Origin of the sequence: Paenibacillus physcomitrellae, assembly GCF_002240225.1 — a bacterium.
Classification (GTDB): Bacteria; Bacillota; Bacilli; order Paenibacillales; family Paenibacillaceae; genus Fontibacillus; species Fontibacillus physcomitrellae.
Genome location: NZ_CP022584.1, coordinates 2,906,298 through 2,924,012, shown reverse-complemented (window position 1 = coordinate 2,924,012; position 17,715 = coordinate 2,906,298). Strand labels below are relative to the sequence as shown.

The 17,715-nt window shown below is 50.7% G+C and carries 16 protein-coding genes and 1 tRNA gene; 14 read left to right on the top strand and 3 right to left on the bottom strand.

The genetic code is table 11. The annotated features are described in order from the left end of the window. Window positions 1–16 precede the first annotated feature (16 nt). Both CBE73_RS13230 and CBE73_RS13225 read left to right on the top strand, forming a co-directional pair. Window positions 17–1,264, top strand: a complete 1,248-nt coding sequence (locus tag CBE73_RS13230; protein ID WP_094094608.1) for an RICIN domain-containing protein — start codon at window positions 17–19, stop codon at window positions 1,262–1,264. A 290-nt stretch (window positions 1,265–1,554) separates the two neighbouring features. Next, the gene (locus tag CBE73_RS13225; protein WP_094094607.1) at window positions 1,555–2,319 is read left to right on the top strand and encodes an SIMPL domain-containing protein; all 765 of its coding nucleotides are present in this window, start codon (window positions 1,555–1,557) and stop codon (window positions 2,317–2,319) included. A 53-nt stretch (window positions 2,320–2,372) separates the two neighbouring features. On the opposite strand, the gene CBE73_RS13220 is transcribed toward CBE73_RS13225, so the two are convergent. Beyond that, window positions 2,373–2,993 (bottom strand): TetR/AcrR family transcriptional regulator, encoded by a 621-nt coding sequence (locus CBE73_RS13220; RefSeq protein WP_094094606.1) that lies wholly within the window; start codon window positions 2,991–2,993, stop codon window positions 2,373–2,375. A 160-nt stretch (window positions 2,994–3,153) separates the two neighbouring features. Here CBE73_RS13220 and CBE73_RS13215 point away from each other — a divergent pair, with 160 nt between their 5' ends. The 4 genes from CBE73_RS13215 to CBE73_RS13200 all read left to right on the top strand — a co-directional run bounded on the left by CBE73_RS13215 (window position 3,154) and on the right by CBE73_RS13200 (window position 7,008). Continuing rightward, window positions 3,154–4,047 (top strand): ABC transporter ATP-binding protein, encoded by an 894-nt coding sequence (locus CBE73_RS13215; protein ID WP_094094605.1) that lies wholly within the window; start codon window positions 3,154–3,156, stop codon window positions 4,045–4,047. Then, a complete protein-coding gene (locus tag CBE73_RS13210) occupies window positions 4,044–4,856 on the top strand; it encodes an ABC transporter permease subunit (protein WP_094094604.1) in 813 nt (270 codons plus the stop codon). Before CBE73_RS13215 ends, CBE73_RS13210 begins: the two co-directional genes overlap by 4 nt. 133 nt (window positions 4,857–4,989) lie before the next feature. Then, on the top strand, window positions 4,990–5,628 hold the full coding sequence (locus CBE73_RS13205; RefSeq protein ID WP_094094603.1) for a GDSL-type esterase/lipase family protein: 639 nt from the start codon (window positions 4,990–4,992) through the stop codon (window positions 5,626–5,628). A gap of 201 nt (window positions 5,629–5,829) precedes the next feature. Continuing rightward, the gene (locus CBE73_RS13200) at window positions 5,830–7,008 is read left to right on the top strand and encodes a PdaC/SigV domain-containing protein (protein WP_094094602.1); all 1,179 of its coding nucleotides are present in this window, start codon (window positions 5,830–5,832) and stop codon (window positions 7,006–7,008) included. Between the two features lie 247 nt (window positions 7,009–7,255). Here the strand turns inward: CBE73_RS13200 and clpP are convergent, their stop codons facing one another. Further along, a complete protein-coding gene (gene clpP, locus CBE73_RS13195; protein ID WP_068698746.1) occupies window positions 7,256–7,852 on the bottom strand; it encodes an ATP-dependent Clp endopeptidase proteolytic subunit ClpP in 597 nt (198 codons plus the stop codon). 335 nt (window positions 7,853–8,187) lie between these two features. Continuing rightward, a tRNA-Arg gene (locus CBE73_RS13190) sits at window positions 8,188–8,262 on the bottom strand. Between the two features lie 279 nt (window positions 8,263–8,541). Between CBE73_RS13190 and CBE73_RS13185 the strand changes: the two genes are divergently transcribed. The 8 genes from CBE73_RS13185 to CBE73_RS13150 all read left to right on the top strand — a co-directional run bounded on the left by CBE73_RS13185 (window position 8,542) and on the right by CBE73_RS13150 (window position 17,601). Further along, a complete protein-coding gene (locus CBE73_RS13185) occupies window positions 8,542–9,567 on the top strand; it encodes a sugar-binding transcriptional regulator (RefSeq protein WP_094094601.1) in 1,026 nt (341 codons plus the stop codon). Between the two features lie 92 nt (window positions 9,568–9,659). After that, window positions 9,660–10,670: a type I glyceraldehyde-3-phosphate dehydrogenase gene (gene gap / locus CBE73_RS13180; RefSeq protein ID WP_094094600.1), complete on the top strand. Its 1,011-nt coding sequence runs from the start codon at window positions 9,660–9,662 to the stop codon at window positions 10,668–10,670. A gap of 115 nt (window positions 10,671–10,785) precedes the next feature. After that, window positions 10,786–11,967 carry a phosphoglycerate kinase gene (locus tag CBE73_RS13175; protein ID WP_094094599.1) on the top strand — a complete coding sequence of 394 codons (1,182 nt, stop codon included), beginning with the start codon at window positions 10,786–10,788 and terminating at the stop codon, window positions 11,965–11,967. Between the two features lie 65 nt (window positions 11,968–12,032). After that, complete coding sequence (gene tpiA / locus CBE73_RS13170; RefSeq protein ID WP_094094598.1) at window positions 12,033–12,785, top strand: triose-phosphate isomerase; 753 nt, start codon at window positions 12,033–12,035, stop codon at window positions 12,783–12,785. A 1-nt stretch (window position 12,786) separates the two neighbouring features. Then, complete coding sequence (gene gpmI / locus CBE73_RS13165; protein WP_094094597.1) at window positions 12,787–14,340, top strand: 2,3-bisphosphoglycerate-independent phosphoglycerate mutase; 1,554 nt, start codon at window positions 12,787–12,789, stop codon at window positions 14,338–14,340. A 134-nt stretch (window positions 14,341–14,474) separates the two neighbouring features. After that, window positions 14,475–15,761 carry a phosphopyruvate hydratase gene (gene eno, locus CBE73_RS13160; protein WP_094094596.1) on the top strand — a complete coding sequence of 429 codons (1,287 nt, stop codon included), beginning with the start codon at window positions 14,475–14,477 and terminating at the stop codon, window positions 15,759–15,761. 221 nt (window positions 15,762–15,982) lie between these two features. Beyond that, window positions 15,983–16,444: an OsmC family protein gene (locus tag CBE73_RS13155; protein WP_094094595.1), complete on the top strand. Its 462-nt coding sequence runs from the start codon at window positions 15,983–15,985 to the stop codon at window positions 16,442–16,444. Window positions 16,445–16,626: 182 nt separating this feature from the next. Then, a complete protein-coding gene (locus tag CBE73_RS13150; protein WP_094094594.1) occupies window positions 16,627–17,601 on the top strand; it encodes a phosphotransferase enzyme family protein in 975 nt (324 codons plus the stop codon). Window positions 17,602–17,715: the final 114 nt, after the last annotated feature.

Here is a 17,715-nt window from a genome sequence, read left to right as displayed (position 1 = left end):
AAGAGGAGGCTATGGAATGAGGAAACAAGGAAAATGGTTCAGCCTGTTGACCCTGTTTACACTTCTGATTGCACTGACTCCGCTCACAAGCGCTAATGCAGCCGGAGAATGGAACCTGGTGTGGAGCGATGAATTTGACGGAACTTCTCTCAATACGAATAACTGGAAGGCAGAAATCGGGACCGGCAGCGGCGGATGGGGGAACAACGAGCTGGAATATTATACGGACCGGCCTCAGAATTTGCAGGTGACAGGCGGCAATCTGGTGATCACCGCCCAGAAGGAAGCTTATGGCGGTATGAACTATACTTCGGCCCGGATCAAAACTCAGGGACTGAAGAGCTTTACTTATGGGAAAATTGAAGCCCGAATCAAACTTCCATCCGGGCAAGGTCTTTGGCCTGCCTTCTGGATGCTGGGCTCCAATATTGATACCGTAGGCTGGCCAAAAAGCGGTGAAATTGACATCATGGAGCGGGTCAACAATAACGCTTCCGTGAATGGAACCGTGCATTGGGACGCCAATGGTCATGCCGATTATGGCCAAGCCTCCGGAAGCCTGGACTTCTCGCAGTATCATGTATACAGCGTCGAATGGGATGCAAACTATATCCGCTGGTTTGTAGACGGCAATCCATATAACGAATTCTATATTGCCAATAACACGGGTAATACGGAAGAATTTCAGAAGCCGTTCTTTATTCTTCTGAACCTGGCAGTAGGCGGAAATTGGCCGGGCAGCCCGAACAGTTCAACGGCATTTCCTGCGCAAATGCAGGTCGATTATGTGCGGGTTTATCAGCAATCCTCGGCCCCGGCTCCTTCGCCTATTGTCAGCGGGGGCATCTATACGATCGCTTCCAAAGCGAGCGGCAAAGTGCTTGACGTGAAGGACGTCTCCACGGCAAGCGGCGCCAAAATCCAGCAGTGGACTAACTTTACGGCTCCAAACCAACAATTCCGTGTCGACAGCACCGGTGACGGCTATTATAAGTTGACCGCTATTCACAGCGGAAAGGTGCTGGATGTGCCAAGCGCTTCAACAGCCAGCGGAGTGCAGCTCCAGCAGTGGGATGACAATGGCTCCGATGCGCAAAGGTGGAGAATTGTGGACGCCGGGGGCGGTTATTTTAAACTGGTATCCAAGGTCAGCGGTCTCGTCCTGGATGTAGCCAGCGCCTCCACGGCGGATGGGGCGGCCGTCCAGCAGTACACGGATAACGGCACAGACGCGCAGCGTTGGTTTTTTACAAAAGTAAATTAACGGAAGTGAATTAACAGAATAGAAGGAGGAGACTGGATCAAGGACCGGTCGTTCCGAAGACACCAGCCGTTCCGAAGGCAGCTTGAAAGGCCTGACGGAACGGCTTTTATTTTTACTGCGAATAACTGACTGATTATCTCTGATTAGCTTGATTTAAATAACTGATCTATTTGGGCCTGAAATTCTTTGAAATCGCCTTCTTATGTTGCAACCTTTATCTGGAAGGCCTCGTCTTAAAGATTAAATCAACCAGTAATAACTACCAATTCAGAAGACGGAGGGGTTTAAAGATGAATATTTGGGCTAAGAGATTGGGAGCAGTAGCTTTGGCGGGAGGATTGCTTGCAGGAGGCTCGGCTGTGGGTACACTGATTAATCCGACTACTCCCGCTTATGCGGCGGACAGTGAGTCCCAGCAGAACACGATTACCGTGACGGGAAGCGGCGAAGTATCGGTGAAACCGGATGTGGCTTATCTGTCGCTGGGTGTAGAGACAACGGCGGCTACGGCCAAAGATGCCCAGTCTAAAAATGCGGCAAGCCTGCAGAAGCTTACTGCTCTGCTGAAGGACACATGGAAGATCAGCGCATCCGATATCCAGACCAGCCAGTTCTATGTACAGCCGAACTATACGTACAATGACAAAGAAGGACAAAAGGTCAACGGATATACGGCTTATCACACCCTGCGGGTGAAGTATAAAGACCTGGACAAGATCGGGCAGCTGCTGGATGCGGCCTCCAGTGCCGGTGCCAACCGGATCGATAACGTTACGTTTACGGTAGACAATCCGGATCAATACCAGGAGCAGGTCATTACGAAGGCCATGGCCAATGCCGGCGTTAAAGCGGGTATTATTGCAAAAGCGGCCGGACGCAGCCTTGGTGTTGTAGTCAACGTCGTGCAGAATGACGGCGGATATACGCCGATCGTCAAACAAGGCGAGTCGTTCCTTGCGAATGCTTCCGCCGCCGACAGCGCGGCCAGCACCTCCATTGAAACCGGAGAGTTGACTGTAAATACAACTCTGACGGTTCAATATTCGATGAAATAAGGTCACGTTATAAAATACGCAGCGCAAGCAGCCTGTCCCGGGTCGGGGCAGGCTTATTTTTTTCCGCATAAGCCATAGAAAAAAAGCTCCGTTAACTCCGAATTAAACTTCTCGGCATCTCCGGAATTTTTCGAGGCTTCCAGCAGCTGTTTGGAGTTCGAAATGAACATTTGCAGGTAGGCGATGAACACGGGCAGACTGACGCTGGACGATACTTCCCCGCTTTGCTTGCCGCGTTCAATCAATCGGATCATGAGCGGAAAAGCTCTTTCCTTATATTCGTTTTCAATGAAGCGGCTGATTTCCGGATCCTGGGCGATCAAATCCTCAACCAGGCTCGAGGAGACCAGTGAGTAGGTGTTTTGTTTGTTTCGGAGGACATAATCCATCGTTTCCCGGAAGGAATGTCCGGCCTCCATAAAGGTTTCAAATTCATCCATTGAGGTCATCGCGCGGTCTTTAAAGGCCTCCCGCAGCAAAACTTCCTTACTGCCGAAATAATTATAGATCGTGACCTGGGACACGCCGGCTGCTTTGGCAATGTCGGTGATTTTCAGTTTTTTGTAGGGCCCGTTCTGCAGCAGGGCAAACGTAGTTTGTAAAATCTTTGTTCTGATTTTGGCCGTTCGTTGTTCAAAGCCGTTTGGGGCTGCCTTTTCTTCAAAGCCGTTCATTTCCGTCTCACCTGCCTCATTTTCGTTCTTTAACCTAATAATGAAATTATAACACGAAAATATTACATAAATAGATTGACGGGGAGAAAAGGGAAGCGTAGTATGAGTTGTGAAATAATGTGGTTAAAATATTTCATAATTTTGAGGCGGAGGTGCGGTTATGTTGGCCGTACAGCATTTGACGAAAGTATTTGCAGGAGGAAAGGGAATTCACGACATCACGTTTGATGTCCAGCCTGGCGAGGTATTTGGTTTCCTGGGGCCGAACGGGGCCGGGAAATCGACGACGATCCGCCATATTATGGGGTTTATGAAGCCGGAACAAGGCTCCTGCACCATTAAGGGGATGGATACGTGGAAAAGCCGGGAGAGGGTCCAGCAGTTGGTCGGCTATCTGCCGGGGGAGATCGCTTTTTTTGAGGGGATGACCGGTAAAGGTTTCCTTGATTTCATGGCGGACATGAAACATCTGAAGGACCACAGCCGCAGACAGGAGCTGATCGGGCGGTTTCAATTCGATGATCGTACCCCAATCCGCAAAATGTCCAAAGGAATGAAGCAGAAGGTAGGTATCGTTGCGGCTTTTATGCACCGGCCCGAGGTGATCATCCTGGATGAACCTACGTCAGGTCTGGATCCTCTGATGCAGCGTCTCTTTATTGAACTGGTACTGGAAGAGAAGGAGCGGGGTACCACTTTCCTGATGTCTTCCCACAGCTTTCCTGAAATTGAAAGAACGTGCGACCGGGCGGCGATCATCAAAGACGGCAAACTGGTCGGCGTTAAAAATATGCATGAGCTGCGGACGATGCAGCGGAAGTGGATCGATATTACGTTTGCGGATGCGGATTCGGCCGTAAAGTTCTCGGCATCCGGCCTGGATATTCAAAACACCAACCGCAGCAGGGTTGTAGTGGCGGTGCAGGGGGGCGACTACCCGGCTGTCCTTAAGGAGCTGGCGAAGTACCCGGTCGTCAATCTGGAGATTGCGGCACAGAATCTGGAGGATATATTTATGGATTATTACGACGCGGGTAAGGAGGCGGCGAAATGAACGGGGTATTGTATAAAAGAATGCTGGGCATCAAGCTCAAGGGGCTTTTGCAGTATGCGATCGGCGCCGCTTTTTATATGCTGCTTATGCTTGGCGTTTATCCCAGCATAGCCGGCAATAATTCGGCGGTCGATGAGGTGATCCGCTCCCTGCCGGAGGGGGTTTCGCGGGCGTTTGGCCTGGGCAGCGGCTTCGGCAGCGTGGATGCCTTTATATCCGGCGAGTTCTACGGGCTGATCATGCTGGTGCTGCTCGGCGTCTTTACCGTCCAGCTGTCAGGTACGCTGATGAGCCGCCTTATCGATCAGGGATCGATGGCTTATCTGTTATCCGCTCCTACAACGCGTGGGAAAATCGCCTGGGCGCAGGCTTTGGTGCTCGTCACCGGTCTCCTGCTGGTGGTGGGCGTCACGACGTTAGCGGGGTTCGCCGGTTATGACTGGCTGATCGGCGGAAGATACTCTTTTGACGGGACCGCTTTTGTCTGGATGAACGTGCAGGCCTTCCTGCTCTTTTTTGCGCTTGGCGGATTGTCTTTTCTGATCTCCAGTTTAAGCAATGAAGAGAAGAGGGCGAAAGGGATCTCCGGAACGGTTGTCTTTTTGTTCTATACCTTTGATCTGTTAGCCAAGCTGAGCGAAAGTCTGGACTGGATGAAGTGGCTGACCCCGTTTTCCCTGTACCGTCCAAGCGACATTGTCGCCGGAGGAGGACATTTGCTGCTGTCAGGCGTGGTTTTGTTCGCCTTGGGCGTCCTTTGTTATGCGGCTGCTGTCATGAGCTTTACAAGGAGAGACCTGCCGCTTTAACCGCAGGGCAGTGTTAGGTCGATGACCCTGCGGCTTGGCCGTTTGCCTTTGAGGACAGATTCCCCGTTTCCTCTTGTGAAGCTCCTTCATATGCTAGATAGAGAGCATAGCTGAAAGGTGCTGAGAGGAGCATATGAGTTATCAATATACGGCAATCGGCGATTCGCTGACGACCGGCTTCGGGGCGCTGCCCGGAAACGGGTTTGTCCCCGTTTACCGGCGGATGGCGGAGGTCAGACTGCGGGAATTTGTCGCATACAACAATCTGGGAGTAAACGGATTGACCAGTTCGGAGCTGAACCAACGGGTGAGCCGAAATCCGTCATTCAGACAGGCGCTTAAAGAGGCCGATATGATTACGATCTCCATAGGAGGCAACGACCTGATCAAGGCATCCAAAGCCGCACAGGCACAGCCCTCGAATACGTCGCGGATCTTGCGCGGGGCCTTGCAGGAGTGCAAACAGAATTTTTCCAGTATCATAAGCGAAGTGTACCGTTTGAAATCCGGATATGGAAAACCTCATATCATCCGTGTGGTAGGCCTTTATAATCCTTATCCGAGGATTGGCGAGGCGACGGACTGGGTTCAGCAGTTTAACCGCTATGCGGCCCAGTACAGCAATCAGGTCTACGGTTTTGCCAACATTTATCCGGATTTCGCCGGACGGGAGAGAGAACTGCTGTTTCTGGACCATCTCCATCCGAACGGAAGAGGATACCGGACGATTGCCGAGCATCTGAACGCTTTGGGTTATGGAAGATTGGGATAGATAATAGATATAAGAAGAGGTAATAAGACTGGAGCCTGCATTCGGACGGATGCGGGTCTTTTTATTTTTGCCCGGAAAATGGCAGGATTGTCTCTGGATTGTTACCGGAACTTTAATTTCTAGGGGCAAGGGGAAGCTATAATAGAACGGGTAATAACGATTGGGTGAAGATGGCAGTCGAATCAGCAAGCAACGAAAGGGATGACCGACATGAAAGTGACCGACATGAACAGGAACCACAATAGGAATCATAGAAAATGGAGCGGCGCTTTGCTGGCTGCGGCCCTGCTGGTGGGGACAAGCGCAGGTTCGGTACAGCTCGCGTCAGCGGCTTCAGCCTCAGCCTCGAACTCGAACTCGAAGTCTGCTCTGGCAGCTCCGGCAGCGTCCAAAACGCAGGCCTCCATCCATCTGATGCTAAACGGTAAACCTCTTGCGCAAAAAGCATTGGCGGGACTAGAGGGAACATTGATTCCGCTTGGGGCCCTCCGGGACAGCCTGGGCTTTAAGGTGACCTATGACGCCAAGACGAAAACCTATCAGCTCGTCCGGGGGAATCTGACCGTCCAGCTTGCTCCGACGACTTTCGGAACGGTGGGCGTCAGCATAAACGGGGCCACGCAATTTCCGAATTACGAATGGATCAATAAGCAGGGGCTTAATTATGTGTCCGTGCATTTGCTGACGGATAATCTGGGCTACCGCACAGAATGGAACAACGCGACTAAAACCGTAAATCTCTTACCTTTCCAATTAAACAGCCTGAAAGTAACGGCGAACACCTTGAACCAATCAGATAAAGTAACGAATATTCAAATTCAGTATCCGGTAATCAGCGGGCTCGCGAATACTGAGGTTCAAGAGCAGATCAATAAGATCTTTAAAGATCGGGCGGATGCTTATGTGCAGGATTCCCTGAAACGTTCAAAGGATCTCGGCCTTGGACCGCAAGGTGCTAAAAATGAATTCGATATGTATTACACTGTCACCTATAACCGTAACGGATATCTCAGCTTCCGTATGCTGAACTATGATTACACAGGCGGCGCGCACGGAATGAGTTATCTGGAAGGATTCACCTTCCGTCTGAGTGATGGCAAACAGGTTGAGCTTACAGATCTTCTGAAAGCTAACCCCGACTTTGTGGAAGCTATTGATGCCAAGGTAGGGGCCAAACTGAACAACGATCCCGGCTACTTCGGCGGCTTTAAAACCGTAGGAGACAAACCGGGTTTCTACCTGAAGGACGATGGCCTCGTAACCTTCTTCCAGCTTTATGAGTATCTGCCTTATGCGGCCGGCTTCCCGGAATATTATCTTCCTTTCTCATCGCTGCTGCCCAAAGGGGCAGACCCGCTTACTGCAGAAGCTGACAAATGACACATTTGAAAAGCCGTATCCGGCGGAGGTGTTTTCCCTCCCAGCCGGGTACGGCTTTTGTTTTTAATTCCGGCTACGGGGTGAGCTGCTGCTGGAAGGGGAGCTGCTGGAAAAAGGAAAAGCGGCAGCCCGCTGCCGGTGTGCACCGCAGAAGGTTGCCGCTTTTAGGATTTCTTTGAAAGTTACCGATTGTAGAGACGCTCTTAAAGGTGGCCCTGAAAATAGTCCTAACTTCGTTCGGTAAGACTTATACGCCTTCCGAATTCACTTTCTCGATCACTTTGTCGATCAGGCCGTATTCTTTGGCTTCCGCCGCGGTCATGAAATAGTCGCGGTCGGTGTCTTTTTCGATGCGTTCCAAAGGTTGACCTGTGCGCTCCGCCAGGATCTTGTTCAAGCTGTCCCGCATCTTCAGGATGCGGCGGGCACGGATTTCGATATCCGTAGCTTGGCCTTCGGCTCCGCCCAGCGGCTGGTGAATCATGACTTCACTGTTCGGCAGTGCGTAACGTTTGCCTTTCGCTCCGGCATTCAGCAGGAAAGCACCCATGGAAGCGGCCATGCCCACGCAGATGGTGGAGACGTCGGATTTGATGAACTGCATCGTATCGTAAATCGCCATACCTGCCGTAATGGAACCGCCAGGACTGTTAATGTAAAGGTGAATGTCCTTGCCAGGCTCTTCGGCATCCAGGAACAGCATTTGCGCGATAATGGAGTTGGCTACAACATCGTTCACTTGGGAGCCAAGGAAAATGATCCGGTCTTTGAGCAATCTGGAATAAATGTCGTAAGCACGCTCTCCGCGGTTACTTTGTTCGACGACCATAGGAATATAACTCACGATAAAAACCCTCCTAAATGATAATGTTAAAGTCATATGCTCAGTGCCCGGCAATCAGAAGCCGCAGCATTGTTAACAGGTTAACCCGTCCGGGTCCAGTGGCTACAAGATTACAGGATTAACCAAAACCCCGAAATTTAAACCCTGCCCAAAGAGTCAGACACTGTTAATAACCACATCATAAACAATTTCAAACAGAAAGTCAAAGAAAGTCAAACTAACCGATCAAAAAAAGCCCGATTCCTCGGACTACTGGTTAAACATATATAGGGTACTGTTATTCCTGCTCTTTTGGACAAGCTTCAAAAGCTGTTGAAAGGTCAAGAGTTTAAAAATGGCGCGCCCGCGAGGAATCGAACCTCGATCTCAGGCTCCGGAGGCCTACGTCATATCCATTGGACCACGGGCGCACAGATTAAGAATCAAACTAACGTCGATAAAGTCAACAGAATTTATTATAGTCGCTTCCAAATTAAAAAGCAAGCCCGTAAATGCAAAGAGTCCTTTCATTTCTTGCAGGCTGCGGGGATTGCGAATAACGTATGGAAAACTTGCTCATTCTACGGACGATACACTTGCAACAGGAGCAGAAATTGGTTAGAATATCAGTGGGACTTAAAACGTTAACCCGGGACATTTTAAGACCAGAGGAATGGAGAGAGATAGTCGAAGCCGCAGGAGTGAAGACATTGCGAGATTTGTTGGAGATCCAAAAGCAGCTTCTGCCTGATCTCATGGACGTTCTCAAGAAGAGATATCTGATCCTGAACCAGATCATGCTTGAAGAAGTCATCGGAAGGCGCACACTGGCGCTCTCCCTGAATATGACGGAACGCGTATTGCGCGCGGAAACCGATCTCCTTAAAGCTCAAGGTCTTATTGAAATCGAGAATGTGGGCATGAGAATCAGTGAAGCTGGCCGCCAGCTGCTGGAACAGATGAAGCCGTTCGCGAAAGAACTGCTGGGGCTGTCCGAGATGGAGAAGAAGATCCGCGACACCTACGGATTACGCAAAGTGGTTGTGGTGCCAGGCGACTGTGAAGCGGCTGAAACCGCCAAACGCGAGCTGGGCCGCGCAGGAGCAAGGGCTTTGCTTGAGGTGATTGGGGAGAATGACGTGGTTGCCGTAACCGGCGGTTCAACGCTGGCCGTTATGGCTGAGCAGCTTACACCCCCGTCCGCACCTATTAAAGGAAGCTGGTTTGTACCGGCCCGCGGAGGTCTGGGCGAAAGCCTGGAGATCCAGGCCAACACGATTGCTTCCGGCATGGCGAAACGGGTCGGCGCCGAATACCGGCTGCTGCATGTTCCTGATCTGCTTGGCCGGGAAGCTTATGAATCCCTTGTCCATGATCACAACATTCAAGAGATCGTAAGCCTGATCCGCAAGGCGCGAATCGTGGTGCACGGCATCGGAGACGCTATGGAGATGGCGCGCAGGCGCAAGCTGGATGCGGAGATGGTGGAAGAGCTCGCGAGAGACGGGGCCATTGCCGAGTCCTTCGGTTATTATTTTAACGAGCAGGGTTCCGTAGTTCATAAGATGTTAACTTTGGGTTTAAGGCTCGAGGACATCAAGTCTACGGAGACGATCATCGGTATCGCAGGCGGGCGCAGCAAAGCGCAGGCCATTCATGCCGTGCTGAAATTCGGGCAGGAGGATATCCTGATCACGGATGAGGCGGCAGCCGAAGAGATCATTAAAGCTTTGTAGAAGCGAAATTAGGTATGAATTAACGTTGTTTTACTCAGGTCATCAGGCCTGAATAAATATAAAAAAATTATTTTCTTTGGGAGGATCTATCAATGAGTGTAAAAGTAGGCATTAACGGTTTTGGACGTATTGGTCGCTTGGCATTCCGTCGTATTCAAGAAGTAGAAGGTATCGAAGTAGTAGCAATCAACGACTTGACTGACGCTAAAATGCTGGCACACCTTCTTAAATATGATACAACTCAAGGCAAATTCAACGGTGACGTTGAAGTTCACGAAGGTTTCTTCAAAGTAAACGGCAAAGAAGTTAAAGTTCTGGCTAACCGCAACCCTGAAGAGCTTCCTTGGGGTGACCTGGGCGTTGACATCGTTCTGGAGTGCACAGGCTTCTTCACAACTAAAGAAAAAGCCGAGCTTCACCTGAAAGGCGGCGCTAAGAAAGTTGTTATCTCCGCTCCAGCTACAGGCGACATGAAAACGATCGTTTACAACGTAAACCATGAAACTTTGGACGGAACTGAAACTGTAATCTCCGGTGCATCTTGCACAACGAACTGCCTGGCTCCTATGGCTAAAACATTGAACGATTCCTTCGGTATCGTTGAAGGTTTGATGACTACAATCCATGCTTACACTGGCGACCAAAACACTTTGGATGCTCCGCATGCGAAAGGTGACTTCCGCCGCGCTCGTGCTGCTGCTGAGAACATCATCCCTAACACAACTGGCGCTGCTAAAGCGATCGGCCTGGTTATCCCTGAACTGCAAGGCAAACTTGACGGCGCTGCACAACGTGTTCCAGTTGCTACAGGTTCCCTGACTGAGCTGGTTACTGTTCTGAACAAGAAAGTAACTGTAGACGAAGTAAACGCAGCTATGCAAGCAGCTGCTGATCCGCAAACATTCGGTTACACAGAAGATGAAATCGTATCTTCCGATATCAAAGGTATGACTTTCGGTTCCCTGTTCGACGCTACACAAACTAAAGTGTTGACTGTTGGCGACCAGCAATTGGTGAAAACAGTAGCTTGGTACGACAACGAAATGTCCTACACTGCACAGCTCGTTCGTACTTTGGAACACTTTGCTAAACTGGCTAAATAAGAGCCTTGCTTGAAACCAAAGAGCGGAAACAGCTAGTGTTTCCGCTCTTTATACATGATGAGTGTTTTTCCTTGAATTGCAGATAATCAAATTTAAGGGTGCGGAGGAACGAACTATGAATAAAAAAAGTGTTCGCGATGTAGAAGTAACAGGTAAACGCGTATTTGTACGCGTCGATTTTAACGTGCCGCTCGAAGACGGCAAAATTACGGACGACACTCGGATCCGCGAAACGCTGCCAACGATCAACTATTTGATCGGAAACGGCGCGAAAGTGATTCTGGCGAGCCACCTGGGCCGCCCTAAAGGTGAAGTTAACGAGTCTATGCGTTTAACAGCTCCTGCTGAACGTTTGGCTGAGCTGCTTGGCAAACCGGTTGCCAAAGCGGACGAAGCTGTAGGCGAAGCCGTGAAAGCCAAAATCGCCGCATTGAACAATGGCGACGTACTTGTGCTTGAGAACGTGCGCTTCTATCCAGGCGAGGAGAAAAATGACCCTGAGCTGGCTAAACAATTTGCTGAGCTTGCCGATCTGTTCGTCAACGACGCTTTTGGCGCTGCTCACCGTGCGCATGCTTCTACAGAAGGCATCGCTCACTATCTGCCGGCCGTATCCGGTCTTCTGATGGAGAAAGAATTGTCTGTACTGGGCAAAGCCTTGTCGAGCCCGGACCGTCCTTTCACCGCGATCATCGGCGGCTCCAAAGTTAAAGATAAAATCGACGTGATCGACAACCTGCTGAACATTGCAGACAACGTACTTATTGGCGGCGGCTTGTCCTACACCTTCTTCAAGGCTCAAGGCCATGAAATCGGTTTGTCCCTGTGCGACGACTCCAAACTGGATGTGGCGCTTGGATTCATCGAGAAGGCGAAGAAGCTCGGCAAGAACTTCCTGCTTCCGGTTGATATTGTGATCGCTGACGACTTCAAAGCGGATGCTAACGTGGATATCGTGGATGTCGACGGCATTCCGGAGAAATGGGAAGGCGTGGACATCGGTCCTAAGACACGCGCTATTTACGCTGACGTGATCAAGAACTCCAAACTGGTGGTCTGGAACGGACCTATGGGCGTATTTGAAATTGAACCGTTCTCCGGCGGAACACGTGAAGTGGCAGAAGCTTGTGCGACTACAGAAGGCTACACGATCATCGGCGGCGGTGACTCCGCAGCAGCAGCAGAGAAATTCCATCTGGCTGACAAAATGGACCACATCTCCACAGGCGGCGGCGCTTCCCTTGAATTCATGGAAGGCAAAGCTTTGCCGGGCGTAGTGGCTTTGAACGATAAATAAGACGGCTTGGACCGGTGCTGAGTGGCACCACGGATTTAAGAAAGAAACATTGGAGGTTTAACGGCATGAGAACACCAATCATTGCAGGGAACTGGAAAATGTTCAAAACGGTTTCCGAAGCAAAAACGTTCTTCGAAGAAGTTAAAGGCAAAGCGGAAGTAGCTGGCGTGGAAAGCGTCATCTGCGCTCCGTTTACCAACCTCCCGGCATTGGTGGAAGCGGCTAAAGGCACTTCCATCAAGATCGGTGCCCAAAACCTTCACTTCGAAGACGAAGGCGCGTTTACCGGTGAAATCAGCGGTAAAATGCTGCAGGAGCTCGGTGTCGATTACGTCATCATCGGGCACTCCGAGCGCCGTGCTTATTTCGGCGAAACGGATGAAATCGTGGGCAAGAAGGTACATGCTGCATTTAAATACGGCATTACGCCAATCCCTTGCGTAGGCGAGAAGCTGGAAGAACGTGAAGCCGGCCAAACCAAAGAGGTAGTGAAGGTGCAAACCGAAGCGGCTCTTCAAGGCTTGACGGCTGAACAGGCTGCTCAAGTGGTTATCGCTTATGAGCCAATCTGGGCGATTGGCACAGGCAAATCTTCCACAGCTCAGGATGCTAACGAAGTGATCGCTTATATCCGCAGCCTGGTGGATGGCTTGTACGGCTCCGAAACAGCGGGCAAAATCCGCATTCAATACGGCGGCAGTGTGAAACCTGAGAACGTTAAGGAATACATGAGCGAAAGCGACATCGACGGCGCGCTCGTAGGCGGCGCAAGCCTGCAGCCTGCTTCCTACATCGCTCTGGTTGAGGGGGCCAAGTAAGATGGCTGGAAATACTGTACCTAGACCCGTAGCTCTGATCATCATGGACGGTTTCGGTCTTCGCAATACGGTAGAAGGCAACGCGGTTGCCCAAGCCAAGAAACCGAACTATGACCGTTACCTGAAAGAATATCCCAATACCACTTTGACCGCCTGCGGCGAAGCGGTAGGTTTGCCTGAAGGCCAAATGGGCAACTCTGAGGTTGGCCACTTGAACATTGGCGCAGGCCGGATCGTTTATCAGGATTTGACCCGGATTTCGAAATCGATTCGCGAAGGCGAATTTTTCGAGAATCAAACCTTGGTTGAAGCGGTTCGCTTTGCCAAGAAAAACGGCAAAAAATTGCACCTGTACGGGCTTTTGTCCGACGGTGGCGTGCATGCGCACATCGACCATTTGTTTGCGATGCTGGAGCTGGCCAAGAAAGAAGATATGCAAGAAGTGTATATCCATGCTTTCCTTGACGGCCGCGACGTAGCACCGGACAGTGGTGAAGGTTACCTGAGCCAGCTGATCAAGAAGATCGAAGAGATCGGCATCGGCAAAATTGCAACGCTTTCCGGTCGTTACTACTCCATGGACCGCGACAAACGTTGGGACCGCGTAGAGAAATCCTACCGTGCGATCGTTTACGGTGAAGGCCCTCATTATGTGGACCCTCTCCAAGCTGTTAAAGATTCTTACAGCAATGGTGTATTTGACGAGTTCATGGTGCCGACTGTAATTGTGGACGGTCAAGGAGAGCCGGTCGGTTCCGTTGAATCCGGCGATTCCGTTGTGTTCCTGAACTTCCGTCCAGACCGTGCAATCCAGCTGTCTCAAGTGTTCACCAACCTGGATTTCCGCGGTTTTGACCGTGGGCCGAAATTCCCTGAAGGCCTGCATTTCGTATGCTTGACCCTGTTCAGTGAAACGGTTGGCGGATACGTGGCGTACGAGCCTAAGAACCTGGACAATACGCTGGGCGAAGTGCTTGTGCAGCACAACAAGAAACAGCTTCGCATTGCGGAGACTGAAAAATACCCTCACGTAACGTTCTTCTTCAGCGGCGGACGCGATGTAGAGCTTCCGGGCGAAACCCGTATCCTCATCAACTCGCCGAAGGTTGCCACTTACGACCTGCAGCCTGAAATGAGCGCTTACGAAGTAGCGGCCGCAGCCGTGAAAGAGATCGAAGAAGAAAACTTCGATACGATCATCCTGAACTTCGCCAACCCGGACATGGTTGGACACTCCGGCATGCTGGAGCCAACGATCAAGGCGGTTGAAGTAACGGACGAATGTGTAGGGAAAGTGGTTGACGCGGTTGTTTCCAAAGGCGGCGTAGCGATCATCATCGCCGATCACGGCAACGCGGACATGGTATTTGACGAGAACGGCCGTCCTTTCACGGCTCATACGACGAACCCTGTTCCGTTTATCGTAACTTCCCATGACGTCGTTCTGCGCGAGCATGGCATTCTGGCCGACGTTGCGCCAACGATTCTGGATCTGATGCAGCTGCCTCTGCCTGCCGAAATGACAGGACAATCCATGATCGCTAGCCGCAAATAAGCCTGCTTGCTTGCGAAAGCGAACATAAAGCGTTAGACTTCTGCTCAGAGAAGTTTTAACAGCTAAGCCAACTGAACTGGCTAATACACACAACTTGAATTCAAAAAATGATTTCAAAAAGGAGAATACTCAAAATGACTATTATTTCTGACGTATACGCACGCGAAGTCCTTGACTCCCGCGGCAACCCGACTGTTGAAGTTGAAGTTTATCTGGAATCCGGCGCTATCGGCCGCGCTATCGTACCATCCGGTGCTTCCACCGGTGCTCACGAAGCTGTTGAGCTTCGCGACGAAGACAAATCCCGTTACCTGGGCAAAGGCGTTCTGAAAGCCGTAGCTAACGTTAACGACATCATCGCTCCTGAAGTAATCGGCATGGACGCTCTGGACCAATTGGGCATCGACAAAATGATGATCGCTTTGGACGGAACACCTAACAAAGGCAAACTGGGTGCTAACGCCATCCTGGCTGTATCCATGGCTGTAGCCCGCGCTGCTGCAGACGCTTTGGACCTGCCTTTGTACGTTTACCTCGGCGGATTCAACGCTAAGCAGTTGCCAGTACCTATGATGAACATCGTTAACGGCGGCGCACATGCCGACAACAACGTTGACGTGCAAGAATTCATGGTACTCCCTGTAGGCGCACCAAGCTTCAAAGAAGCGCTTCGTATGGGCGCTGAAATCTTCCACAACCTGAAATCCGTATTGAAAGGCAAAGGCCTGAATACAGCAGTTGGCGACGAAGGCGGGTTTGCTCCTAACTTCACTTCCAACGAAGACGCTTTGACTTCGATCATCGAAGCGATTGAGAAAGCCGGCTACACACCAGGCAAAGACGTATTCCTGGGTATGGACGTTGCTTCCACGGAGTTCTACAAAGACGGCAAATACCACCTGGAAGGCGAAGGCAAATCCTTCACTTCTGCTGAGTTCGTTGACCTGCTCGCTTCTTGGGTAGACAAATACCCAATCATCACCATCGAAGACGGCTGCTCCGAAGACGACTGGGAAGGCTGGAAGCTGTTGACTGAGAAATTGGGCAGCAAAATCCAATTGGTTGGTGACGACCTGTTCGTAACAAACACTGAGCGTCTGGCTAAAGGTATCGAAGACGGTATCGGTAACTCCATCCTGATCAAAGTAAACCAAATCGGTACTTTGACTGAAACTTTCGACGCTATTGAAATGGCTAAACGCGCTGGTTACACAGCTGTTATCTCCCACCGTTCCGGTGAGTCCGAAGACAGCACAATCGCCGACATCGCGGTTGCAACAAACGCTGGCCAAATCAAAACAGGTGCTCCTTCCCGTACAGACCGTATCGCAAAATACAACCAATTGCTTCGCATCGAAGACCAATTGGGCGAACTTGCTCAATACAACGGCTTGACATCTTTCTACAACCTGAAGAAATAAGAAGTTTGTAGAGGTTTAAGCTTTTACGGGTACAAACAAAGTCTGTAATCCCCTGGTATGCTTCGGTATGCCGGGGGATTTTTATATGCTGGAGGGGCTTGCAGCTTAGCAAGAATTCTTTCAAATTTTACTCAAATATGGCAAAACGCTGTTCATTCGTATACAATGACTGCAGAGAGAGCCATACGTCCATACCAATTTTGTAAAAGGGAGGCATCGGCATGAGACACTTGTTTCAACTGAACGCTGTTTGGAACGGCGGCCGCAACAGCGAAGGAACCATCGAGACCGGCAATTTGAAAACGGTTATCTCCATTCCGGAGCCGATGGGCGGACCGGGAGTTGGCACAAACCCGGATGAAATGCTGCTCGGGGCTGCGGCAACCTGTTATTTGATCACGTTGGCGGCCGCGCTGGAACGATCGGGAATCGAGACGGAGAGCTTGTCCCTGAATTCTGAAGGAACCGTGGATGTGACCAACAATATTTTCACTTATGAAAGTATTGTCCATCGTCCTCATATCGTGCTTAAAGCCGGTACAAGCGAACGCGATGTAGAACGTGCCCGTTTGATCGCCGGGAAAGCCGAGGGAGCCTGCATGATCTCCCGGGCGCTGGCAGGGAATGTGGGGCTGACTACGGAGCCTGATATTGAGGTAGCTCCTGCTGAAGCGGCACTGTAAGACAGGCGGTTTGAATAAATAGGTAAAAGGCTGCAGGGTTCCTGCGGCCTTTTTTATAAGTGGCGGCATATAGCCTGGCCTGGCCTTAGAATGTGAATGAAATCCGGATTTCTGAGGCGGCAGGTACAGCCCGTCTGGGGATTTCAAGGACTTAACGGGTCGAAGGAGGGGAAGGCGAAATCGTGACAACGAACGTTCTGCATGAGATTGTTAAAAGTTATGGGATTCAGCAGCCTGTGATTACTTATATCAGGCACAGCGAGAATCGGACCTACAGAATAGATGGGGCAGACGGAAGCTACCTGCTGCGCATTCACCAGCCCGTGAAGGACAGTATGGCCGGCCTGCAGCATACCTATGAAGGGCTACTTGTTGAACTGGACATGCTTGAGCAGCTTGCCAAAGGAAGCAGCCTGCTTGTGCAAGCCCCTTTACGTCAGACGGATGGAGAGTTGATCTACGTCCTGAAACAGGGAGGGGAGAAGCTGAACTGCTCTATACTCACCTGGCTTGAAGGCCGGGATCTACAAAGAGAGGATACGGCTGCTCCGGAGATGGCGCAGAAGCTTGGGACACAGGTGGCGAAGCTGCACGCTTTCTTTAAAGGTTACAATCACCCCGGCCTGAAGTACCGCCCCAGCCAAGACCTTTCGTATAACGAACGTCTAGTGCAAACCATCAAGCGGGGAGCTCCGATGGGTCTATTTACAAATAAGGACGTCCTCATCATTGAGGAAACGATCCAGCTAGTCAATTCAAGGATACGGCAGCTTGGGATCACCGAGGACACGTGGGGGCTCATCCACGGCGATCTGGGGATGGGGAATACGCTAATTAATGACGAAGGGGAGACCAGCTTCATTGATTTTGGATTTTTTGGTCGTGGCTACTATTTAACAGATATAGCAATGGGGACCTTTATGGTTCCTTACGGTCACAGGGATGTCTTTCTGGACAGTTATTACGGGTATTTGGGAATGGAGCCCTACGATTTGCAACTAGTAGAAGGTTTTATGCTAATTGCCGTTATCGGTTTCTATGCTTTTGAGCTGGAGAATGAGGCCTATCACGATTGGATGCGTGAGCGCATGCCTAAGCTGTGCAAGGACTTATGCAGGCCTTATCTGGCCGGGGAACGTATTTGTTATAAGTTTTAAAAAAAGGAACCCCTTGACCTGTGACGATCATACAAACGGCGCCCGCTAATGGGCGCCGTTTGTATTTCAGGGTCATATGGGGTTGATGAGCTGCGTCAAAAGCTTTGCTGAGCT